Annotated in this window: 16 protein-coding genes; 8 read left to right on the top strand and 8 right to left on the bottom strand. The window is 68.7% G+C overall.

All coding sequences use genetic code 11. The annotated features are described in order from the left end of the window. Window positions 1–34 precede the first annotated feature (34 nt). Window positions 35–3,787, bottom strand: a complete 3,753-nt coding sequence (locus G6N58_RS01430; protein ID WP_115280034.1) for a multifunctional oxoglutarate decarboxylase/oxoglutarate dehydrogenase thiamine pyrophosphate-binding subunit/dihydrolipoyllysine-residue succinyltransferase subunit — start codon at window positions 3,785–3,787, stop codon at window positions 35–37. A gap of 189 nt (window positions 3,788–3,976) precedes the next feature. Further along, on the bottom strand, window positions 3,977–4,723 hold the full coding sequence (locus tag G6N58_RS01425; RefSeq protein WP_115280035.1) for a hypothetical protein: 747 nt from the start codon (window positions 4,721–4,723) through the stop codon (window positions 3,977–3,979). Between the two features lie 185 nt (window positions 4,724–4,908). On the opposite strand from G6N58_RS01425, the gene G6N58_RS01420 reads away from it, so the two are divergent. Both G6N58_RS01420 and G6N58_RS01415 read left to right on the top strand, forming a co-directional pair. Beyond that, window positions 4,909–6,108, top strand: a complete 1,200-nt coding sequence (locus tag G6N58_RS01420) for a multidrug effflux MFS transporter (protein ID WP_115281895.1) — start codon at window positions 4,909–4,911, stop codon at window positions 6,106–6,108. A gap of 82 nt (window positions 6,109–6,190) precedes the next feature. Then, window positions 6,191–8,083, top strand: coding sequence for an MFS transporter (locus tag G6N58_RS01415; protein WP_115280036.1), 1,893 nt, complete (start codon window positions 6,191–6,193; stop codon window positions 8,081–8,083). On the opposite strand, the gene G6N58_RS01410 is transcribed toward G6N58_RS01415, so the two are convergent. Both G6N58_RS01410 and G6N58_RS01405 read right to left on the bottom strand, forming a co-directional pair. After that, on the bottom strand, window positions 8,080–11,475 hold the full coding sequence (locus tag G6N58_RS01410; RefSeq protein ID WP_115281896.1) for a TM0106 family RecB-like putative nuclease: 3,396 nt from the start codon (window positions 11,473–11,475) through the stop codon (window positions 8,080–8,082). The genes G6N58_RS01415 and G6N58_RS01410 overlap by 4 nt on opposite strands. Before the next feature lie 32 nt (window positions 11,476–11,507). Then, complete coding sequence (locus G6N58_RS01405; RefSeq protein WP_232068067.1) at window positions 11,508–12,062, bottom strand: LppP/LprE family lipoprotein; 555 nt, start codon at window positions 12,060–12,062, stop codon at window positions 11,508–11,510. Between the two features lie 114 nt (window positions 12,063–12,176). Here G6N58_RS01405 and G6N58_RS01400 point away from each other — a divergent pair, with 114 nt between their 5' ends. From G6N58_RS01400 to G6N58_RS01385, 4 genes are read left to right on the top strand one after another with little or no spacing between them, the layout of a single operon-like run. After that, window positions 12,177–13,901, top strand: a complete 1,725-nt coding sequence (locus G6N58_RS01400; RefSeq protein WP_115280037.1) for a DEAD/DEAH box helicase — start codon at window positions 12,177–12,179, stop codon at window positions 13,899–13,901. Beyond that, entirely contained in the window at window positions 13,898–15,037 is a 1,140-nt protein-coding gene (locus G6N58_RS01395; protein ID WP_115280038.1) for an acyltransferase family protein, read from the top strand. The genes G6N58_RS01400 and G6N58_RS01395 overlap by 4 nt, the downstream gene beginning before the upstream one ends. A gap of 38 nt (window positions 15,038–15,075) precedes the next feature. Continuing rightward, window positions 15,076–15,792, top strand: coding sequence for a siderophore-interacting protein (locus G6N58_RS01390; RefSeq protein WP_115280039.1), 717 nt, complete (start codon window positions 15,076–15,078; stop codon window positions 15,790–15,792). A gap of 35 nt (window positions 15,793–15,827) precedes the next feature. After that, window positions 15,828–16,238 carry a hypothetical protein gene (locus G6N58_RS01385; RefSeq protein WP_115280040.1) on the top strand — a complete coding sequence of 137 codons (411 nt, stop codon included), beginning with the start codon at window positions 15,828–15,830 and terminating at the stop codon, window positions 16,236–16,238. Here G6N58_RS01385 and G6N58_RS01380 read toward each other — a convergent pair. Together G6N58_RS01380 and G6N58_RS01375 are read right to left on the bottom strand one after the other, a co-directional pair. After that, window positions 16,205–16,804: a TetR/AcrR family transcriptional regulator gene (locus tag G6N58_RS01380; RefSeq protein WP_115280041.1), complete on the bottom strand. Its 600-nt coding sequence runs from the start codon at window positions 16,802–16,804 to the stop codon at window positions 16,205–16,207. The two genes, G6N58_RS01385 and G6N58_RS01380, sit on opposite strands and share 34 nt — an antisense overlap. After that, window positions 16,804–18,003, bottom strand: coding sequence for a cytochrome P450 (locus tag G6N58_RS01375; RefSeq protein WP_115280042.1), 1,200 nt, complete (start codon window positions 18,001–18,003; stop codon window positions 16,804–16,806). Before G6N58_RS01375 ends, G6N58_RS01380 begins: the two co-directional genes overlap by 1 nt. An 82-nt stretch (window positions 18,004–18,085) precedes the next feature. Here G6N58_RS01375 and G6N58_RS01370 point away from each other — a divergent pair, with 82 nt between their 5' ends. Beyond that, on the top strand, window positions 18,086–18,841 hold the full coding sequence (locus G6N58_RS01370) for a YwaF family protein (RefSeq protein WP_115280043.1): 756 nt from the start codon (window positions 18,086–18,088) through the stop codon (window positions 18,839–18,841). Here G6N58_RS01370 and G6N58_RS01365 read toward each other — a convergent pair. Both G6N58_RS01365 and tap read right to left on the bottom strand, forming a co-directional pair. Next, window positions 18,789–20,150 carry an FAD-binding oxidoreductase gene (locus G6N58_RS01365; protein WP_115280044.1) on the bottom strand — a complete coding sequence of 454 codons (1,362 nt, stop codon included), beginning with the start codon at window positions 20,148–20,150 and terminating at the stop codon, window positions 18,789–18,791. The genes G6N58_RS01370 and G6N58_RS01365 overlap by 53 nt on opposite strands. Further along, window positions 20,147–21,385 (bottom strand): multidrug efflux MFS transporter Tap, encoded by a 1,239-nt coding sequence (gene tap / locus G6N58_RS01360; RefSeq protein ID WP_115280045.1) that lies wholly within the window; start codon window positions 21,383–21,385, stop codon window positions 20,147–20,149. Before tap ends, G6N58_RS01365 begins: the two co-directional genes overlap by 4 nt. 63 nt (window positions 21,386–21,448) lie before the next feature. Here tap and G6N58_RS01355 point away from each other — a divergent pair, with 63 nt between their 5' ends. Then, on the top strand, window positions 21,449–22,255 hold the full coding sequence (locus tag G6N58_RS01355; RefSeq protein WP_115280046.1) for a uracil-DNA glycosylase: 807 nt from the start codon (window positions 21,449–21,451) through the stop codon (window positions 22,253–22,255). The last annotated feature ends 15 nt before the right edge of the window (window positions 22,256–22,270 follow it).

Here is a 22,270-nt window from a genome sequence, read left to right as displayed (position 1 = left end):
ACCCCGCACTGCGTGCAGTCTCGGCGTCAGAACCTCAGTTGAACGCCTCGTCCAGAATCTCCTGGTGCTCGACCGCGTGCACCTTCGACGAGCCCGACGACGGCGCGCTCATGGCCCGTCGCGACACCCGCCTGATCCCGGTCAGCTTCTCCGGCAACAACTCCGGCAGCGCCAGTCCGAAGGTCGGCCATGCACCCTGGTTGGCCGGCTCCTCCTGCACCCAGTAGAACTGCTGCGCATTCGGGTAGGCGTCCAGCGTGCGGCCCAGCCGGCGCGGGGGCAGCGGGTAGAGCTGCTCGACGCGCACGATCGCGATGTCCTCACGCTTGTCCTTGGCCTTGCGGGCGGCCAGGTCGTAGTACAGCTTGCCGCTGCACAGCAGGATCCGCTGCACCTTGGACCGGTCGCCTTCGCCGTCGGTGTACGACGGCTCCTCCATGATCGACTGGAACTTGGCCTCGGTGAACTCCTTGATGTCGCTGACCGCGGCCTTGTTGCGCAGCATCGACTTCGGGGTGAACACGATCAGCGGGCGGTGGATCCCGTCCAGGGAATGCCGGCGCAGCAGGTGGAAGTAGTTGGCCGGGGTCGACGGCTGGGCCACCGTCATCGACCCTTCCGCGCACAGCTGCAGGAACCGCTCGATGCGACCCGAGGTGTGGTCCGGGCCCTGCCCTTCATGGCCGTGCGGCAGCAGCAGCACCACATCGGACAGCTGACCCCACTTGGCCTCACCGGAGCTGATGAACTCGTCGATGATCGACTGGGCGCCGTTGACGAAATCGCCGAACTGCGCCTCCCACAGCACCAGCGCCTCGGGGTTGCCCACCGAGTAGCCGTACTCGAAGCCCACCGCGGCGAACTCCGACAGCGCCGAGTCGTACACCAGGAACTTGCCGCCTGTCGGTGTGCCGTCCTCGTTGAGTGCCAGCAGTTGCAGCGGGGTGAACTCCTCGCCGGTCTTGCGGTCGATCACCACCGAGTGCCGCTGGGTGAAGGTGCCGCGACGGGAGTCCTGGCCGGACAGGCGGATCAGCTTGCCCTCGTTGACCAGTGAGCCCAGCGCCAGCAGTTCGCCGAACGCCCAGTCCACCTTGCCCTCGTAGGCCATCTCGCGGCGCTTCTCCAGCACCGGCTTGACGCGGGGGTGCACGGTGAAGCCGTCCGGGATGGCCAGGTGGGCGTCGCCGATCTTGGCCAGCAGCGACTTGTCCACCGCGGTGGTCAGGCCCTTGGCCGGCAGCTGCTCGGACTCCACGGACTCGCTGGGTTCGACGGCGTGCTTCTCCAGCTCGCGCACCTCGTTGAACACCCGCTCCAACTGCCCCTGGTAATCGCGCAGGGCGTCCTCGGCTTCCTTCATCGAGATGTCGCCACGGCCGATCAGCGCTTCGGTGTAGGACTTGCGGACACCGCGCTTGTGATCGATCACGTCGTACATCGCGGGCTGCGTCATCGACGGGTCGTCACCCTCGTTGTGCCCGCGGCGGCGGTAGCACAGCATGTCGATCACGACGTCCTTCTTGAACTTCTGCCGGAAGTCGACGGCCAGCTTGGCCACCCACACGCAGGCTTCGGGATCGTCGCCGTTGACGTGGAAGATCGGCGCTCCGATCATCTTTGCCACGTCGGTGCAGTACTCGGAGGACCGGGAGTTCTCCGGTGAGGTGGTGAAACCGACCTGATTGTTGACGATCATGTGGATGGTGCCGCCGGTGCGGTAACCGCGCAGCAGCGCCAGGTTCAGCGTCTCGGCCACCACACCCTGACCGGCGAAGGCGGCGTCACCGTGCAGCATCAGCGGCACAACACTGAAACCGTCAGCGCCGTCGCCCTTGTTGAGCAGGTCCTGCTTGGCCCGGACCAATCCCTCGAGTACGGGATCGACGGCCTCCAGGTGCGACGGGTTGGCCGTCAGCGACACCTCGATGTCGTTGTCGCCGAACATCTGGATGTAGGTGCCGGTGGCGCCCAGGTGGTATTTCACGTCGCCGGAGCCATGGGCCTGCGACGGGTTGAGGTTGCCCTCGAACTCGCTGAAGATCTGCGCGTACGGCTTGCCGACGATGTTGGCCAGTACGTTGAGCCGGCCGCGGTGGGGCATGCCGATGACCACCTCGTCGAGGCCGTGCTCGGCGCACTGGTCGATCGCCGCGTCCATCATCGGGATGATGGTTTCAGCGCCCTCCAGCGAGAATCGCTTCTGCCCGACGTATTTGGTCTGGAGGAAGGTCTCGAAGGCCTCGGCGGCGTTGAGCCGGCTCAGGATGTACTTCTGCTGGGCCACCGTCGGCTTGTCGTGCTTGACCTCGATGCGGTCCTGCAGCCACTTCTGCTGCTCGGGTTCGAGGATGTGGGTGTACTCCACACCGACATGGCGGCAGTAGGCGTCCCGCAGCACCGAGAGCACGTCGCGCAGCTTCTTGTACTCGGCGCCGGCAAAGCCGTCGACCTTGAATTCGCGGTCCAGATCCCACAGCGTCAGTCCGTGCGACAGCACGTCGAGGTCCGGGTGGCTGCGGAAACGGGTCTTGTCCAGACGCAGCGGATCGGTGTCGGCCATCAGGTGACCGCGGTTGCGGTAGGCCGCGATCAGCTCGATAATCCGGGCGTTCTTGTCGGCGATCGAATCGGGGTTGTCGGTGCGCCAGCGGACCGGCTCGTAAGGGATGCCGAGTTCGAAGAAGATCTCGTCCCAGAACTCGTCGGCCAGCAGCAGTTGGTGCACGGTGCGCAGGAAGTCGCCGGACTCGGCGCCCTGGATGATCCGGTGGTCGTAGGTCGACGTCAGGGTGATCAGCTTGCCCATGCCCAGCTCGGCAATGCGTTCCTCGCTGGCGCCCTGGAACTCGGCGGGGTACTCCATGGCGCCGGCGCCGATGATCGCGCCCTGGCCGGACATCAGCCGCGGCACCGAGTGGACGGTGCCCAGTGTGCCGGGGTTGGTCAGCGAGATGGTCACACCGGCGAAGTCCTCGGCGGTGAGCTTGCCGTCGCGCGCGCGGCGCACGATGTCCTCGTAGGCCGCGATGAACTGCCCGAACTTCATGGTCTCGCAACCCTTGATGGCCGCGACCACCAGCGAGCGGCTGCCGTTCTTGCCCTGCAGATCGATGGCCAGGCCCAGATTGGTATGCGCTGGTGTGACGGCATTCGGCTTGCCGTCGATCTCGGCGAAGTGCCGGTTCATGTTCGGGAACTTCTTGACGCCCTGCACGATCGCGTAGCCCAGCAGGTGGGTGAAGCTGATCTTGCCGCCGCGGGTGCGCTTGAGGTGGTTGTTGATGACGATCCGGTTGTCGATCATCGCCTTGGCCGGGATGGCCCGCACGCTGGTGGCGGTGGGCACCTCCAGCGAGATGTTCATGTTCTTGACGACCGCTGCGGCGGCACCACGCAGCACCTGGGTCTCGTCGCCGGCGCCCGCAGGCTCCTTGGCGGCGGCCGGCTTCTCGGCCGGCTTGGCCGGTGTGGGCTGCTGAGTGGGTGCGGAGGCGCCGTTACTGGTCGGCGGGGTCTTGGCGGGCGGGGCCTGCTTGACGGGCGGGGGAGCGGGCTTGGGCTCCGGGGGCGCCACGGGTGCCTGGGCGCGGCCGTTGGCCGGGGCGGCGGCCTTGGTCGGGGCGGCGCTCGAGGCTGCGGGGGTGTCACTCGCGTGGTCGGGGTTGTAATCGACCAGGAACTCGTGCCAACTCGGATCCACCGAGGACGGGTCCTCGCGAAACTTCTGGTACATCTCCTCGACCAACCATTCGTTCTGCCCGAATGGTGAACTTGTACTGCTCACAGCAGCTGCTCGCCTCGATTCAGTGCTCTTTAGTTCTGTGTCTTCTGCGGTTCTCGGGCAAGCGGTCTGCGGTGGCTGCTTGCCACATAGGGCGTGTTTCGCCGCACTAAAGGCTATCGCGTGTGCTGTACGTCAGACCATGCCGGCAGCGGAGACGTTGTGCACAGTTCCGCCGCGGTCGCCGGCGGCTCAGCGCAACACATGCAGGGTGCCCGGCCACCGGCCGGGGGCGGGGCCGAAGGCCGCTTGTGCGTTCTTGACGATCTTGCGTCCCATCAGCCGGTTGCCGCCGCCTCCGATCACGGCGCCGATGCCGACCGGAAGCATCTTGCCGAACGCCAGAGCGCCGCGCTTCAGTGCGTACTTCTTGACGAAGAACTTCACCAGCCGCGAGTTCAGCTGCGACACCGCGGGCAGCGGCAGCGAGGCTGCACCCTCGGTGAGCCAGGCTCCGCTGGTGCGGCCGGGCCCGATGAGGTCGGCCACCGCGCCCTTGCTGTCCTCGCCGACCAGCACCGAGAGCACCAGCGCCCGTCGGCGTTCCCGGTGCTCGGCCCCGATCCCGTGGACCTCGGCCACCGCCAGTACGAACACCGCGGTGGCCTCGAGGAACACCACGGTTTCGCCGGCCACTGCCGACATCGCCACCAGGGTCCCGACTCCCGGGAACGCCGCCGCCGACCCCACGGCCGCGCCGCTGGCCATCACCGCGGCCAGGTAGCGCTTCTCCAGCTTGGCGACGATCTCGGCCGGGGTGGCGGTCGGGTCGGCGGCACGCAGCCGATCCACATAGGCCTTGACGGCCGGTGCCTGCACGCGGGAGCCGGTCTCGATGAGGTGGGAGAGCACCTTCGCCGCGGTACCCGGGTCTGCCTCCGCGTTGGCGGGCAGGTCCGGAGCCGAGCGCACTACGTGTTTGTCGCGGGACCGTTCCATGTTCACCGAGCCTCCCTGGACGTCCTTGCTGTCAAGGCTAGCGAAAAGGCAACGAACGGCGGGCCGGGTCGGTGCCTGACAGTGAGTCCGGTCACTGTCGGGGGTGTCGGGAAGAAATTCATTGACTGTCGATGCTGTTGTAGAGCGTGGTCTTTTCCGAGCAGGCGGCACCCAACCGCATCCGAATGATCCTGGTCCTCGGCGCCCTGGTGGCCCTCGGTCCGCTGACCATCGACATGTATCTGCCTGCGCTGCCCACCATCGGCGAGGACCTCTCGGTGACGTCCTCGGTGGTGCAGTTGACTCTGACCGGCACCTTGGCCGGGTTGGCGCTCGGGCAGCTGATCATCGGTCCGCTGTCGGATTCGTTGGGCCGCCGGCGCCCACTCATGGCGGGCATCGCGCTGCACATCGTCGCCTCGTTGATCTGTATGGCGGCGCCCAACGTGGCGGTGCTCGGGTTCGGGCGCGTGCTGCAGGGCATGGGCGCGGCTGCGGGCATGGTGGTGGCGCTGGCTGTGGTCGGCGACCTCTATCGCGAGCGCGCCGCGGCCACGATGATGTCGCGGCTGATGCTGGTGCTCGGGGCGGCGCCCGTGCTGGCCCCCTCGCTGGGTGCCGGTGTGCTGTTGCACGGTTCGTGGCGGTGGGTGTTCGCCGCTCTGGTGGTGATGGCCGGGCTGCTGCTGCTGATGGGGGCGCTCGCTCTGCCGGAGACGCTGCCGCCCTCGCATCGCCCGCCGCTGCGGATCGGTGGGGTCGCACGTACCTACGTCCGGTTGCTCCGCGATGCCCGGTTCGTGGTGCTGGTGTCGGTGGCGGCCCTGGCCATGGCCGGATTGTTCGCCTACATCGCCGGTGCGGCGTTTGTGCTGCAGGACCGCTATGGGGTCAATCAGCAGGACTTCGCGTTGCTCTTCGGCGCCGGTGCCGTGGCGCTGATCGCGTCGACGCAGGCCAACCCCGTGCTGCTCAAGTGGTTCTCGCCGATGCGGATCGTTCTCACCGCGCTGAGCGCGGCGGTGGTGGCCAGCGTGGTGTTCGTCGCCATGGCGCTGACGCACACCGGTGGCGTGTGGGGCTTCCTGATCCCGGTGTGGACCATCCTGGCCGCGATGGGCCTCGTCATGCCCAATGCACCCGCGTTGGCGCTGTCGCGGCACCCGGAATCCGCCGGCACCGCTGCGGCTCTGATGGGTGCCGCACAGTTCGGGCTCGGCGCGCTGGTGGCGCCGCTGGTCGGCGTGCTGGGCAATGACGAGGTGGCCATGGCTGCGGTGATGGCAGTCAGTGTCGTCATCGCGCTGGTCGCCCTGCTGTCGGTGCGACAGGCCGCCACCGACACTGCACCCGCGCGCTCCGAACTGGCCGCCGAAGCCGCCTGAGATCGGTCCCCTCCGCGTGAGCGTGACAGGTTGAGGTGGCACCATGCCCGGAGGCATCGATCGACAGTGAGTGGGTGGCGGTATGACGGAAACCGGCGGGCAGACCGCCCGGAGGTTGCCGTCGGCCGCCCAAGCGCAGACCAACCCGTGGAACGCACTGTGGGCGATGCTCATCGGGTTCTTCATGATCCTGGTCGACTCGACCATCGTCGCGGTCGCGAACCCGAGCATCATGGAGAACCTCGCCGCCAGTTATGACGCGGTGATCTGGGTGACCAGCGCGTATCTGCTGGCCTACGCGGTGCCGCTGCTGGTGGCAGGTCGCCTCGGTGACCGGTTCGGTCCCAAGAACCTCTACATCGCCGGCCTGGCGGTGTTCACTGTCGCGTCGCTGTGGTGCGGCCTGTCCGATTCCATCGGCATGCTGATCGCCGCGCGGGTGCTGCAAGGTGTCGGAGCGGCGCTGCTGACCCCGCAGACCCTGTCCACCATCACCCGCATCTTCCCGCCGGATCGCCGCGGTGTGGCGATGAGCGTCTGGGGTGCCACCGCCGGGGTCGCCACCCTGGTGGGTCCCTTGGCCGGTGGCGTGCTGGTGGACAGCCTCGGCTGGCAGTGGATCTTCATCGTCAACGTTCCAATCGGTGTGCTGGGCATCGCGCTCGCGGTGTGGCTGATCCCGGTGCTGCCCACCACCAACCGCGGTTTCGACCTGCTCGGCGTCGCATTGTCAGGCCTCGGGATGTTCCTGATTGTCTTCGCTCTGCAGGAAGGCCAGGCCAACAGCTGGACATGGTGGATCTGGCTCGTGATCGTCGCGGGGCTGGCCTTCATGGGCGCGTTCGTCTACTGGCAGGCGGTCAACACGAACGAGCCGCTGATCCCGCTGCGGATGTTCGCCGATCGCAACTTCAGCTTGGCCAACGCCGGCGGCGCCGTCATCGGCTTCGTCATCACCGCCTTCATCGTGCCGGTGATGTTCTTCGCGCAAGCGGTCTGCGGGCTCTCGCCCACCCAGTCGGCACTGCTGACCGCACCCATGGCCGTGGCCACCGGTGTCCTGGCCCCGTTCGTCGGTCGCCTGGTGGACCGCTCGCACCCGCGTCCGGTCGTCGGTTTCGGCTTCTCCGTGCTGGCCATCGCGCTGACCTGGCTGTCCGCCGAGATGGCACCGAGCACTCCGATCTGGCGGCTGATCCTGCCGCTGACCGCGCTCGGGGTGGCGACGGCGTTCATCTTCGCGCCCCTGGCCGCGACAGCCACCCGCAACCTGCCCCCGGACCTCGCCGGTGCCGCCTCCGGGGTCTACAACGCCACCCGGCAGGTCGGTTCGGTCATCGGCAGCGCGGCCATCGCGGCCTTCATGACGGCCCGCATCAGTGCGGAGATGCCCGGTGACGGGCAGGGACCGCCGCCGGGTGAAGGAGCGGTCACCGAGCTGCCTGCGTTCCTGCGGGAACCGTTCGCCGCCGCCCTGTCCCAGTCGCTGCTGCTGCCCGCGTTCATCGGGCTGTTCGGCGTGATCGCGGCCATCTTCCTGCTCGGCTCGGTGCGGCGGGCGGCGGTGCCGGTGAGCACCCCGACCGAGGTGATACCCGCGGTGGACGCCTATGACGAGCGCGCCGCCGCAGATGACCACTACGACGATGACGACTACGCAGATGACGACTACGACGACGATTACGACGACGACTTCGCCGATGATGCCTACCTGCCGGTGAGCCGCGACCCGCGCACCGAGGAGTTCGCCCGGGTGCCCGCGGTGGAGCCGCTGACCGATCGACTCCCGGTCCGCGCGACGCCGGCCGATCCGGTGCAGTTCTGGAACTCCTTGGTCGACGAGGACGCCGCGCCCAGCTACGGGCGTGACATCGACTATCTGGACGACATCGCGCCGTACGAACACCCGGGGGCCGACGTCGAGCCGCTGGACGCGCCGCGATACGGGCGTCATGCGGGCCCGCACCGCGACTAGCTGCTCAGCGTCAGGAACGCGCCCAGGTCGATCAGGCCGTCCGGTGTGCCGGGCAGGTATTCAGTCAGCAATACCGAACGCACGATCACGGCGGCGTACTGAGCGCGACTCACGGCGACGTTGAGCCGATTGCGATTGAGCAGGAACGAGATCCCGCGGGGCACGTCGTCGATCGAGGACGCCACCATCGACACGAACACCACAGGCGCCTGTTGCCCCTGGAACTTGTCGACGGTCCCGGCACGCACCTGACTCAGACCCGCGGCGTCCAGCTGTTCGCGCAGCGTCGCCACCTGGGCGTTGTAGGGCGTCACGATCAGGACGTCGGCCGCGGTCAGCGGACGGGTGCCGTCCTCGTCGGTCCACGCCCTGCCGACCATGGCGGTGATCTCGGCGACGATGGCGGCGGCTTCCTCCCGGCTCTCGGTGGCATTGCCCTCGTGATCGACGGTCAACACCCGCACGCCGGGTTCCACTGCCTCGAGGCAACGCCGACCGCTCACCTCGTCCACCGCGGTGAGCCGGTTGTCATACGACAGACGCGACACCGCGGCGCACACCTGCGGGTGCATCCGCCAGGAGCGGTCCAGGAAGTAGCCGAGTTCGTCGGGCAGCGTGTGCCGGCCGTCCACCAGCCAGCCGAGCGCGGACTCGTCCACCGGTTCGGGGTGGGTGCCCTGACTGACCTGAGGCAGCTGTTGCGGATCTCCCAGCAGCAGCAGGTTGGCCGCGGCCGGTGCCACCGCGATGGTGTTGGCCAGGCTGAACTGGCCGGCCTCCTCGACCACCAGCAGATCCAGGCAGCCGGGTGGGATGCGTCCGGCATTCGCGAAATCCCAACTGGTGCCGCCGATCACGCATCCCTCATGCTCGGAGACAAACGCCGCGTGGGCGTTGGCGTCCAACTGTTGCCACGGGGCGTCCTCGGTACGGGTGTCGCGTTTGGCGATGACCTCGGGATCGACCCCGGCCCGCAGCAGCCCGCAGAACAGGTTCTCCACCACCGCATGAGACTGTGCCACCACGCCCACCCGCCACCGGGCGTTCGTGACGAGGTTCGCGATCACGGCCGCGGCCGTGTGGGTCTTGCCGGTGCCGGGCGGGCCGTGCACCGCGAGGTATGACGAATCGAGGTCCAGCAGGGCTGCGGTGATGTCCTCGACGGGCGCGCCGGCATGCGGCAGCGGTGCACCTGAGCGGGTGCGGGGCGGGCGGCGCAACAGCAGGTCCACCACGGCGGTCTCCGGCAGGCGGGGCAACCCGGCGGCCACCGATTGTGCTGTGCCGTCGATGGATTCGCGCAGCGCCTTGGTGGCGATGGGGGAGCCCGGAGTCAACGCGAACGGCAGCTGGTCAAAGGTGCTGCCGTCCTTGGCCGCCCGTTCGACCACCGTCACGCTGGTGGGTGTCTCCAGGTCGTCGCACTCGAGAAGCGTGACCGATCCGGCTGCGCGGCGCTCCACGTCGTCGGTGAGCCCCGGCGGGGACGGCGGGGCGTAGAGCGCGAACATCTCCCGGCTCAGCTCACCTGAGGCCAGCGCACCGGAGAGCTGGATGCGCCGCTGCGGTTTGCGGGCCCGCGGTGGGATGTGCCAGTCGGCGACCACCTCGGCCCCGTCGGCCAAGAAAACGCCCGTGTCCTCACCCCATTCGTCCACCGGGTTGTTCAGCCGGTCGAAGTGGGCCCACCAGAACGGTTTGTCCTCACGCCGGTGGTAGCCACGGGCGGCGGCCAACAGGGCGACGGCGGACTGCGGGGGAGTCCTGTCGTCCGGGTCGTCTCCGACGAAGGCGGCGAGCGTGCGGGCCAGCTGGTCGTCCTCATCGGCCTCAGCGCCGTCGCGCACCGGCTGTGCCCCCAGCGGCGGAACCCCGGCTTCGAAGGCGATGCCTATCAACCAGTCCCGCAGCCGGCGGGTGGACCGGCAGTCGTAGAGGTTGTATTCGGCAATGGCGTGCAGCAATGCCGCTGCCTCGTCGTCGCGGCCCTGGTCGCGCAGTTCGCAGTAGTGCGCATACTCGGTGATGGAGGCGGTGGCGGTGGTGACCTCGCCGGTGCGCAACTCCGCGCCCATGTACAGCGGCTCGAGCGACTTGATGCTGTAGTTCTCGGTGCCCACCCGGATGCTCTTGCGCACCAAGGGGAACAGGTCCACCAGTACGCCGTTGCGCAGCAGATCGTCCACCGCGTCCTCGCCCACGCCGTGGCGCCCGGCCAGCCGCAGCAGCGCGGTCTTCTCGTAGGCGGCGTAGTGGTAGATGTGCATGCCGGGGTAGCGCTTGCGGCGTTTGGCGACGAGTTTGAGGAAGTCCTGCAACGCTTTCCGCTCGGCGGCGCGGTCGTGGGCCCACAGCGGCTGGAACCGGTCGGTGCAATCCAGGACGCCGAAGAGGTATTCCAGGCCCCACTGGCTGCCGTCGGCCGTCCAGAGGGGGTCACCTTCGAAGTCGAAGAACAGGTCACCCTTGTCCGGATTGGGCAACACCATCAGGGGTTGCGCGTCGGCCACCTCGTAGGGTGGTTTGCCGTCGATCCGCGGTTGGCGCTGCAACCGAGCCTGGGCGCGCAGCGCGGTGACGGTGCGCTGCGGCAGATCGGGAACGGCTGCGGTGCCCTGGGCCAGCTCGGCGACGGTGGTCACCCCGGCCTCGATCAACCGGGCCCGCTGGCTGACCCGCATCCCCGCGACCAGCAGCAGATCGTCGTGCTCGCGCACCTTGACCTCGCACTCGGGGCAGCGGAAGCAGGCCCGGATCTCGTCGTCCTCCCAGCGCACCGGCGCTCCGGCGGCGAAGTGGGCGTCGAGCAGACGCTGCAGCTCCGCGCGCCGCGGGCGGTACACCGGGATGATCTCGTCGAGGCGATAGCGGACTGCGGTGCCGTTGCCCAGGATCAGTTCGGCCTCGTCGTGCACCGGGACGCCGGCCTGGGTCAGGGTGTCGGCGTAGGCGGCCAGCTGCAGCAGGGCCTCGACCTTGGCCGAGAGTGCGAGTTTGGTGTCGGCCACCCGGTAGCGGTGGTCATCGAGGATCAGGAAGTCGGCGAACCCCAGGAAGCGGCCGTCGAACATGGCGGCCTGGTACACCACCGGCGCCCGGTCGGTGACGGCGCGCAGGGTGTGGGCCGCGGCGGCGGACAGCCCCCCGCCGGTGTAGGTGGGCCGCCCGATGACGGTGACCTCGTCACCGAACTGGCCGCGCAACTCCTCGAGGCGGCGGTGTTCGTGTTCGTCACCCAGCGCGGACGTGCGTGCCAGCAGCTGGTCCTCGGTATCGACCGGCGGGCCCCAGCCCAGCTTGGCGTCGAAGGCCCGCAGCAGGGCGTATTCACAGCGCGCCGCGGCAGCCAGATCTGACGCGCTGTAGAGCACGTTGCCCCCGTCGACGAACACGCCCGCCACTGTAGGTGGGGGCGGGGACAGCCTTAACCGGTGTTACCGATGAGCTCCACGCCGTTGCCGTTCCAGCGGAACTTCACGATGCTGTCGAGCCCCAGTCCGTTCGTGAATTTCAGTGCGACGGTGTCGCCGGTGCTCTGGGTGGTCTCGATACCGTTGAAACCGAACGTGTCCGGCACCCCGGAGGGGATGAACTTGCCCAGATGGAACAGCACAGCGCGGGTGTTGGGGTTGTCGGCGTTGGTGTTGGCCTTGACGATCACCGCGGACAGCGGCGCGCACTCGTTGTAGTTTCCGGCCAGCGGTTCGGGGTTCCAATTCTGCCCGCTGCGCGGATCCTTCGGCAGCTCGGACACCGCCGCGACGATGGCGGGAGCCGCCAGATTCACCGCGCACGGGTCGGCGGGCTCGTCCGTCGGCGGCGGGGGCGGGGCGATGGTGGTCGGGGGCGGTGCGGCTGGCACCGGGCTGGTGGAGGTGGCCTCGGGGGTCTGCGATGCGGTGGAGTCACCGGAGCTGCAGGCCGGCGCCAGAGCCACGGCCACCGCGGCCAGCGCACCCCCGACGGTGCGACCGATCAGTGCTGTTCTCTCGCCCGTTCGCCACACACCGCGCCACGCTACCGGCTGGTGGACCCACCCCCGATCCGGCGACGGTCGGGCATGGTCGCCTTCTGGCTCTAGACTGATACCCCGATGAGCACTCCGGAACCCGATCAGCCCACCCCGTCCTCCGACGCCGCCTCGGCGCCGGAGACCTTCGCTGATCTGCAGATACACCCAGCGGTCCTGGAGGCGGTCTCCGAGGTCGGCTACGAAACCCCGTCCGCCATCCAGGCAGCCACCATCCCGGCCCTGCTGGCGGGCTCCGACGTGGTCGGATTGGCGCAGACCGGCACCGGTAAGACGGCCGCGTTCGCCATCCCCATCCTGAGCAAGATCGACACCAACAGCCGCATCACCCAGGCCCTGGTACTGGCCCCCACCCGCGAGCTGGCGCTGCAGGTGGCCGAGGCGTTCAGCCGCTACGGCGCCAAGCTGCGGGTCAACGTGCTGCCGGTGTACGGCGGCTCCTCTTATGTGCCGCAGATCGCCGGCCTCAAGCGCGGCGCCCAGATCGTGGTGGGCACCCCCGGGCGTGTCATCGACCACCTGGAGAAGGGCAACCTGGACCTCTCGCACCTGGACTACCTGGTGCTCGACGAGGCCGACGAGATGCTGCAGATGGGCTTCGCCGAGGACGTCGAGCGCATCCTGTCCGACACCCCGGAGTACAAGCAGGTGGCGCTGTTCTCGGCCACCATGCCACCGGCCATCAAGAAGATCACGTCGAAGTACCTGCACGATCCGGTCGAGGTCATGGTCAAGTCCAAGACCCAGACCGCGGAGAACATCACGCAGCGCTACCTGCTGGTGTCCTACCCGCGCAAGATGGACGCGCTCACCCGGCTCCTCGAGGTCGAGCAGGGCGACGCCATGATCGTCTTCGTGCGCACCAAGCAGGCCACCGAGGAGGTGGCCGAGAAGCTGCGCGCCCGCGGTTTTGCCGCCGCCGCCATCAACGGCGACATCCCGCAGGCCGTGCGTGAGCGCACCATCGCCCAGCTCAAGGACGGCTCGATCGACATCCTGGTGGCCACCGATGTGGCTGCCCGCGGACTGGACGTCGAGCGCATCTCGCACGTGGTCAACTTCGACATCCCGCACGACCCGGAGTCCTACGTCCACCGCATCGGGCGCACCGGCCGCGCCGGCCGCTCCGGCACCGCGTTCCTGTTCGTGACGCCGCGGGAACGCCACCTGCTGGGCGCGATCGAACGGGTGACCCGGCAGAAACTCGTCGAGATCGACCTGCCGTCGGTGGAGGACGTCAACGAGAAGCGGGTGCAGAAGTTCCGCGATTCGATCACCGATGCACTGGCCAAGCCGGGGATCGACCTGTTCCGCACCTTGATCGAGGGCTACGAGCGTGATCACGACGTGCCGATGGTCGACATCGCCGCGGCGCTGGCGCTGCAGAGCCGCGACGGGGAAGAGTTCCTGCTGACCGAGCCGCCGCCGGAGAAGCGCCGCGAGCGCGCCGACCGCCCGCCGCGGCCGGACAAGCCGATGCGCCGCGACGGTGGCTTTGCCACCTACCGGATCGACGTCGGCAAACGGCACAAGGTGATGCCGGGTGCCATCGTGGGCGCCATCGCCAACGAAGGCGGGCTGCACCGCAGCGATTTCGGGCACATCACCATCAAGCCGGACTTCTCGTTGGTGGAGTTGCCGCCGAACCTGCCGGCCGAGACGCTGCAGAAGTTGGCCAGGACCCGCATCCAGGGCAACCTGATCAACCTGCAGCCCGATGACGGTGGCGCGCCCCGCCGTTCCGGACCTCCCAAACGCGACACCAAGAAGTACCGCAAGAACCCATGACCGCGTCCGATCGGGTGGACGCCGTCGGTGGTCTCGAGCAGATTTCCACCGCCGACCGGGTGGCCTCGCTCACCGGAATCCGCGCGGTGGCAGCCATTCTGGTGGTCGCCACTCATGCCGCGTACACCACCGGCAAGTACCCGCAGGGCTACCTGGGACTGGTGTATTCGCGCATGGAGATCGGCGTCCCGATTTTCTTCGCGCTGTCGGGCTTCCTGCTGTTCCGGCCGTGGGTGCAGGCCGCGTCTGAGGGACGCCCAGGTCCGTCGGTCACGCGGTACGCCTGGCACCGGGTGCGGCGCATCATGCCCGCCTACGTGGTGACGGTGCTGCTGGCGTATCTGCTCTACCACTTTCGCACCGCAGGCCCCAACCCCGGGCATACCTGGGAAGGGCTGTTCCGCAACCTGACCTTGACGCAGATCTACACCGACGGCTACCTGAATTCGTTTCTGCACCAAGGGCTCACGCAGATGTGGAGCCTGGCGGTCGAGGCCGCGTTCTATGTGGTGCTGCCCGCGTTGGCCTACCTGCTGCTGGTGGTGCTGTGCCGGCGCGCCTGGCGGCCGGGCCTGCTGCTGGCGGGGCTGGCGGGGCTGGCCCTGATCTCACCGGTGTGGCTGGTGCTGGTGCACGACACCACCGTGCTGCCCGACGGCGCCCGGCTCTGGTTGCCCACCTATCTGGTGTGGTTCCTGGCGGGCATGCTGCTGGCGGTCCTGCAGGCCATGCGGGTGCGGTGTTATGCGTTCCTGGCCCTGCCGATTGCGCTGATCTGCTTTCTGATCGTGTCCACACCGATCGGCGGGGAGCCCACCACCTCGCCGGCGCAGCTGTACGAGGCCTTGTTCAAGACCGGCTTCTATGCCGTGATCTCGGCGCTGGTGATCGCGCCGCTGGCACTGGGTGATCGGGGCTGGTACTCGCGGTTGCTGGCCAGCAGACCCATGGTGTGGCTGGGGGAGATCTCCTATGAGATCTTCCTGGTGCACCTGGTCCTGATGGAGCTCGTGATGGTCGAGGTGCTGCGCGACCCGGTGTACACCGGGTCCATGTGGCAACTGTTCGCGGCCACCATGGCGGTGTCGGTTCCGGTGGCGTGGCTGCTGCACCGCCTCACCCGCGTCCGGTCGTGAGGTCCACACCGACAAGAAGTTAGGCTAGCCTTACTGGCATGGCTGATGTGAAACCCTCCCGTGGACTGACCGGGGCCCTCGTCAAGCTCTGGCGTGGTGGCGACTACCAGCTGACCGTCACCGGGCGCACCGAGATCAGCCCGCACTACCTGCGGCTGCACTTCGATTCCGGCAAGCTGCTGCGCGAGAACGCGGTGCATCCGACCATGTGGATCCGCGGGTGGTTCCCCGACGGCGACAAGGCTCACCAACGCGGCTACACCCTGGTCAACCCCGACGCCGCAGCGGGGAGCGTCGACATCGACTTCGCGCTGCACGAGGGACTGGCCACCCGCTGGGCGCAGCAGGCGCAGCCCGGTGACGTGCTCGAGGTGACCGTGCTGGGCAGCAACTTCGCGCTGCCCTCCCCGACGCCGGCCGGCTACGTCGTCGTCGGTGACACCGCGTCGCTGCCCGCGATCAACTCGCTGCTAGAGGCCATCGGCGACACCCCGGCGACGGTGTTCCTGGAGGCGGGTCACGACGACGACCGCGCCCTCCCCGTGTTCGGGAACCGCCCGGTGACCTGGGTGGATCGCCGCGACGCCGGAGCTGCGCTGGTGCAGGCGGTCGCCGAGTCCGCGTTCGAGGCGACGGACCATTTCGGCTGGGTGGCGTGTGACAACCGCACCACCCGCAGCGTGGCGAAGGTGCTGCGGGAGGACTACGCAATCCCGAAGAAGTCGGTCAAGGCGCAGGGGTACTGGGTGGCCTGACTAACACCGCCGTCGTGCGCGCCGATACATCCGGTATGACCCGGTTGATCGGAGTGCTGTTCGTATTTGCGGTGCTGCTCGCCGCGCCCGCCGCGGCCGAGTCCTACGCGCAACTCCCGGCGGTGCCGGTGGTGGCCTCCCCGGGCTGCGGCGGCACCGTCAGCGCCGACGCGCAGGTGACGCCGATGGCAGACGGCAACGGCGTGCGGGTGGCGATCAGCTACGACGCAGGCCGCTACGACGGTTCGTGCACGCTGACGGTCGCCGCGACGTGGACCAATCAGACCACCGGCGCGAGCGGCGAGGGCGACATCACCGCGGTCTCGGTGATCGACGGACACTACGGATTCATCGGCTACGCCAATACGCAGTTCGCCACCGGTTCCGGGGACGTGGTGATCACCCTGAGCACTCATCCGGGCGCGGAGTTGCGGCTGACGGTGTGACCCGGTGCCATGATCGGCACCAGGAACTCCTCGACCATCGCCCGCTCGTCGGCGGCGTCCCGGCCCGGCAGCAGCAGCAGCGATGTCAGCACCCGTACCAGCCAACGGGCCTTGCGCTGCACGGCGGCAGGGTCGTCGGCGCCCAGGGAGACGATGAAGGCCGAGCCCATCGCCTGGATCACTTCTGAGCTCTCGGCGATCTCGACGCCGATGGGAGAGGCGCTGGCGGCGAACCACGAGCTCAGCGCCGGACTCTGACGCACCAGCTCCAGCGAGGTCAGGAACCCCGCGATCAGGCGTTCGCGGGGATCGGCGACCTCGGCGATGCACTCGGTCATCCGCGCGTACAGATGGTGGGCCTCGCGGTGCACGTACGCGGTGTGCAGCGCGTCGCGGTTCTCGAAGTAGCGGTACAGCGTGGCCCGGGAACAGCCTGCGACCGCGGCGATCTCGTGCATGCCGACCGAACCCGGACTGCGTTCGGCGAACAGGTCACCCGCCGCGTCGAGTATCCGGTCGGCTGCCACCTCGTTGCGCCGCGTGCCCAGCCAGTCGTTGCCCGCCATCAGCGCCGCACCGTCATCGGCACCGACAGCGGTCGTCGCACGTAACTGCCCGATGCCCAGACGATTCCCGATTCGTCGACCTCGAAGTCCGGGCACCGGGTCAGCAGTTCGGTCAGCGCCACCCGGGACTGCATCCGCGCCGCGGCCGCGCCCAGGCAGTGGTGGGCGCCGTGGCTGAACGTCAAGATGTTGCGGGGTTTCCGGGTGACGTCCAATTCGGCTGCGTCGGGACCGAATTGGCGCTCGTCCCGGTTGCCCGAGCCGTAGAGCAACAGTACCCGGCGGCCCTCGGCGATGGTGGTGTCGGCGATGGTGACGTCGCGCGTGACGGTCCGGGCCAGCCCCTGGACCGGTGAGGTGAGCCGCAGGAACTCGTCGATCGCGTCCGGGATCAGCTCCGGCTGCCGGGCCAGCAGGCGGCGCTGGTCGGGCCGCTGGTGCAGGAGTTGCACTGAGCCGCCGAGCATTCCGGTGGTGGTGTCGTTGCCGCCGGTGACCATGGTGAAGGCGAAGGCCAGGATGGCGAAGGCGTCCACGCCACCGGAGACCAGATGCGACACCGTGTCGTCACCGGGCTCGGTGCGGCGGCGTTCGATCAGCTCGGCGAAGTAGGCCATCATCTCGCCGAGGGACTCACCCAGCGTCTCCAGCGCGGTGTTCATGTCGCCGGCTGCCACGATGGCGTCGGTCCAGGCGTCGAACCGCTCCCGGTCGCCGGCAGGCACGCCCAGGTAGTGCGCAACGACCATCGAGGGCAGGGGTTTGAACAACTCGGCGACGATGTCGCCACCACCGCCCGCGCGCAGCGCTTCGATCCGTTCGACGACGAACGCCCGGACCTGCGGTTCCACCGCCTCGACCTGTCGGGGAGTGAAGCCGCGAGCCACCAACTTGCGAAACGCGGTGTGCACCGGCGGATCCTGCATGACCATCGGCGGGTTGTCCCGCAGTCCGATGATGTCCAACTCGCCGTAGTTGACAGTCAGGCCCTGCGCGGACGAGAAGGTCTCGTGGTCCCGGGCGGCGGCCCAGATGTCGGCGTGGCGGGACAGCACGTAGTAGTCGCCGCCCGGCGTGTCCGTCGTGACGTGGTGGACGGGATCGGCGTCGCGTAGCGCTCGGTACATGAGCCAGGGATCTGACCAGGTGGCTGCCGTCGGCAATTCGAACCGCGGGGCATGAGACAGAGCAGCTGTCATGTCTTATGAGTACGACACAATCGCAGACATGTCAATGCTCAGCTTCCTGGCTGGAGCTCGCGCCGACTGTCACAATGGCGCCATGGTGACTCTCGCAGCCGGAGAGTTCGTGGCATACGGGCCGTCGCACCTGACGGTGCTGGCCGTGTTCACGATCGGCGCCGGCGCGCTCGTCTGGATCGGGCGCCGGCAGACCGAGGCGCAGGCCCGCACGTTCGGCCGGTGTTTCGCGCTGGTGATCGTGGCAGTGTTCCTGGTGGCGCTAGCCTACAAGCTGGTCCGCTTCGACATCCAGAACTCGATCCCCCTGCAGCTGTGCGACATCGCGGAATTGATTGCGGCGGTGGCACTCTGGTTCGGGGCGCGGTGGGCCTTCGGCGTCACCTACTTCTGGGGTCTGCTGCTCAGCTCCCAGGCGCTGCTCACCCCGGACATCGGCACCGCGCGCGACGGTGCCCCGGACTTCCCGCACCACCTGTTCCTGACGTTCTTCGCCCTGCACGTGCTGGTGGTGTGGGCCGCCGTCTATCTGACCTGGGGTCGAGGCATGCGACCCCGGTGGGCCGAGTTCCGGCTCGCGGTCTTGCTGGCGCTGGCCTGGGTGGCCCTGACGCTGGGGTTCAACAGCCTCGCCGGCACCAACTACGGCTACCTCAACGGCAAGCCGCCCACCTCGTCGGTGCTGGACCTCCTGGGGCCCTGGCCGCTGTACGTGGTGGTCGAGATCGTGGTCGTGATCCTGGTGTGGGCCGCGATGACGTGGCCGTGGGAGCGGGCAGCCCGGCTCAGACCACTGCGCCGGGGTTCAGAATCCCGTCCGGATCGAGCGCGGTCTTGATCCGGCGGTTCAGTTCCATCGCCTCCGGACCCAGATAGCCTGCCAGCCACGGTTTCTTGAGGCGGCCGACACCGTGCTCGCCGGTGATGGTGCCGCCCAGGCTGATCGCCAGGTCCATGATGTCGCCGAACGCCTTGTTGGCGCGCTCGGTCTCGGCCACGTCGTCGGGGTTGTAGACGATCAGCGGATGGGTGTTGCCGTCGCCGGCGTGGGCGATCACCGAGATCAGCAACCCGGTGTCGGCGGCCATCTTCTCGATCCCCGCCACCAGATCGGCCAGCGCCGACAGCGGCACCCCCACGTCCTCGAGCAGCAGCGACCCCTTGGCCTCCACCGCCGGGATGCAGAAGCGCCGGGCCGCCACAAACGCCTCACCCTCGTCGGGATCGGCTGTCGAAAACACCTCGCTGGCACCGTGTTCGGTGAACACCGCGGCCATGAACTCGGCGTCCTCCGCGCCGGTGGGGCCCCGCTCGTCGGAGGCAGCCACCAGCATGGCGGCCGCGGAACGGTCCAGCCCCATCTTGAGCTTGTCCTCGACGGCATTGATCGACACCGCGTCCATGAACTCCAGCATCGCGGGCCGGATCTTGGTGCTCACCGCGCCCACCGCATCACAGGCGGCCCGCACTGAGGAGAAGCTGGCGACCACGGTGCACGCGTGCGGTTGCGGCGGTAGCAGGCGCAGCGTCACCTCGGTGATCACCCCCAGGGTGCCCTCGCTGCCCACGAACAACTTCGTGAGGCTCAGGCCGGCAACGTCTTTGAGGCGCGGCCCACCCAGGCGCACCGCGGTGCCGTCGGCCAGCACCACCTGCAGCCCCAGCACGTAGTCGGTGGTGACGCCGTACTTGACGCAGCACAAACCGCCGGCGTTGGTGGCGATGTTGCCGCCGATGCTGCAGATCTCGTAGGACGACGGGTCCGGTGGGTACCACAGCCCGTACTCCGCGACGGCCTTCTTGACCTCGGCATTGAGCAGCCCCGGCTGCACCACCGCGGTGCGGGTCACCGGGTCGACGGTGATGTCGCGCATCTTCTCGGTGGACAGCACCACCCCACCGGTGACGGCGGTGGACCCGCCGGACAGCCCGGTGCCCGCACCGCGGGGTACCACCGCGACCCGGTGGCGCGTCGCCCAGCGCAGGACCGTCTGCACCTCCTCGGTGGTGCGCGGTCGGATCACCGCCGTCGCCGTCCCGGCGTCCGGATCGGCGGCGCGATCCTGCCGGTAGGCGGCCACGATGTCGGGGTCGGTGACGACGGTGCCGTCGGGGAGTTCGCTGACCAATTCCGTGATGGGGCTCACAGTGACGATCCTAGAGGTCCGGGGTCGCGGTCCAGTTCCCGCAGCGACGGCATGACGAAGGCGATGGCGGCGACCAGCAGCATCGGCGCCGACAGAGCGAAGAAGGTGGCCTGTAACCCGGCGGTGTCGGCCAGCGGCCCGGCCAGGATCAGCCCCAGCGGTCCGGCGGCGTAGGCCAGCGATCCCATCACCCCGACCACCCGGCCGCGCAGATGGGCGGGGGCGCGGGTCTGCATCACGTAGTTGTAGATCGGCGCGATCGGGCCGTAGACCAGCCCCACCACGGCGCACAGCGCCAGGATCATCGGCAGCGGCGGCAGGAACGCGATCACCGTCATCGCGACCCCGAGCGTCGACACCGCGGTCAACATCGTGGCGCGTTTGCTCATCACCTTCGACAGCACCGCGTAGCCCAGCGCCCCGATCAGCCCGCCGAGGGACAGCGCCATCAGCACCCAACCCAGGTGGGCCGGCTCGTTGCGGTCGGTGAAGTACTTCGGGAACAGCACGCTCTCCATCGGCATGTACAGCCCGGTCACGGTCAGGTCCACGAACGCCAGCCCGCGCAGCACCTTGTTGTGCCACACGAACTTCAGCCCCTCGACGATGCCGGCCCAGACGTTCTCCGGCAGCTGCTCGAGGTCCGGTTTCCCCGCGCCTTCCAGGCGCAGCGTGAGAATCGCGGCGATGGACAACACGAACGCCGCGGCGGTCACCCACATGGTGTTGACGCCGCCGATGGTGGCGATCAGCAGGCCGCCGATGCCGGGGCCCACGATGTAGGCCAGGTTGAAGACGGCCTCGTAGACGCTGTTGGCGTGGTCCAGCGTCCAGCCCGCCCGGCGGGCCGCCTCGGGCAGCATGGTCTCCCGCGCCGTCATCCCGGCCGGGTCGAAGAACGCGCCCAGGGCGGCCAGCACCGCCAGCACACCGACGTTCACACTGTCCACCCCGAAGCTCAGCGCCAGCACCGGCACCGCGGCCACCGACAGCGCGGAGAGACCATCAGAGATCATCGAGACCCGGCGCCGGCCCAGGTAGTCCACGGCGGCTCCGGCGATCAGGGTGGCCACCAGCAGCGGCAGCGTGCCGGCCATCGCCACGATCGAGGCGTCGACGGCCGAGCCGTTGCGCTGCAGGACCAGCCAGGGGAACGCCACCATGGAGATGCCGTTGCCGGTCCCGGCCATCAGCGCGGCGAACAAGATGGTGAACACCGGTCCGCGCTTGCCCATAGCGGGATGAACTTAGCAGCGCGCTGCGCACGGGAGCCATGGGTTTTCGGCCACGATGGAGCGATGCACCCTCATCCCCGGACCGGTCGGCTCTTTGCCTCGCCGGTGCCCGCCGGCCGAGGCTGGCCCGGTGATCCGGCCCGCCCGGCCACGCCGGCGGCCGGCGACGCCGCCACGGTGGAGCAGTTGGCCGCCGACGCGCGCACCCTCAAGCAGCTCGATGCGCAGATCTCGGTGTGCCGGGCCTGCCCGCGACTGGTGCAGTGGCGCGAGGAGGTGGCCGAGGTGAAGCGGCGGGCGTTCGCCGACCAGCCGTACTGGGGCCGCCCGGTGCCGGGGTGGGGTGCGGTGAACCCGCGGATCTTCATCGTCGGTCTGGCACCGGCGGCGCACGGCGCAAACCGCACCGGGCGGGTGTTCACCGGCGACCGTTCAGGTGACCAGTTGTTCGCGTCGCTGTACCGCGTGGGCCTGGTCAATCAGCCCACCAGCGTCGACGCCGCCGACGGCCTGGACACCACCGCCATCCGCGTCAGCGCACCGGTGCGGTGCGCGCCGCCGGGCAACGCGCCCACCCCGGCGGAGCGCACGACCTGCGCGCCCTGGCTGGCGGCCGAGTGGCGCCTGGTGTCCCGGCACGTGCAGGTGGTGGTCGCACTGGGCGGCTTCGCCTGGCAGGTGGCGCTGTCGATGCTGGGGGAGTCGCGCAGGCCCAAGTTCGGACACAACGTGCTGTTCGAGGTCAGGCCGGGGCTGGCGCTGCTCGGCTGCTATCACCCCAGCCAGCAGAACATGTTCACCGGCCGACTGACACCCGCGATGCTCGACGACGTGTTCGGCCGGGCCGATGCGATGTCGGCGCGCCCGTAACCGCTCAGCGCTTAT

Origin of the sequence: Mycolicibacterium tokaiense, assembly GCF_010725885.1 — a bacterium.
Classification (GTDB): domain Bacteria; phylum Actinomycetota; class Actinomycetes; order Mycobacteriales; family Mycobacteriaceae; genus Mycobacterium; species Mycobacterium tokaiense.
Note: the sequence above shows the minus strand (reverse complement) of the source record. Positions and strands in the feature narration are given on the sequence as shown.

Coding starts and splice junctions, on each gene's coding strand:
- G6N58_RS01425 (WP_115280035.1), bottom strand. CDS start 4,723: ATGGAACGGTCCCGCGACAAACACGTAGTGCGCTCGGCTCCGGACCTG.
- G6N58_RS01420 (WP_115281895.1), top strand. CDS start 4,909: ATGATCCTGGTCCTCGGCGCCCTGGTGGCCCTCGGTCCGCTGACCATC.
- G6N58_RS01415 (WP_115280036.1), top strand. CDS start 6,191: ATGACGGAAACCGGCGGGCAGACCGCCCGGAGGTTGCCGTCGGCCGCC.
- G6N58_RS01400 (WP_115280037.1), top strand. CDS start 12,177: ATGAGCACTCCGGAACCCGATCAGCCCACCCCGTCCTCCGACGCCGCC.
- G6N58_RS01395 (WP_115280038.1), top strand. CDS start 13,898: ATGACCGCGTCCGATCGGGTGGACGCCGTCGGTGGTCTCGAGCAGATT.
- G6N58_RS01390 (WP_115280039.1), top strand. CDS start 15,076: ATGGCTGATGTGAAACCCTCCCGTGGACTGACCGGGGCCCTCGTCAAG.
- G6N58_RS01385 (WP_115280040.1), top strand. CDS start 15,828: ATGACCCGGTTGATCGGAGTGCTGTTCGTATTTGCGGTGCTGCTCGCC.
- G6N58_RS01380 (WP_115280041.1), bottom strand. CDS start 16,804: ATGGCGGGCAACGACTGGCTGGGCACGCGGCGCAACGAGGTGGCAGCC.
- G6N58_RS01375 (WP_115280042.1), bottom strand. CDS start 18,003: ATGACAGCTGCTCTGTCTCATGCCCCGCGGTTCGAATTGCCGACGGCA.
- G6N58_RS01370 (WP_115280043.1), top strand. CDS start 18,086: ATGGTGACTCTCGCAGCCGGAGAGTTCGTGGCATACGGGCCGTCGCAC.
- tap (WP_115280045.1), bottom strand. CDS start 21,385: ATGGGCAAGCGCGGACCGGTGTTCACCATCTTGTTCGCCGCGCTGATG.
- G6N58_RS01355 (WP_115280046.1), top strand. CDS start 21,449: ATGCACCCTCATCCCCGGACCGGTCGGCTCTTTGCCTCGCCGGTGCCC.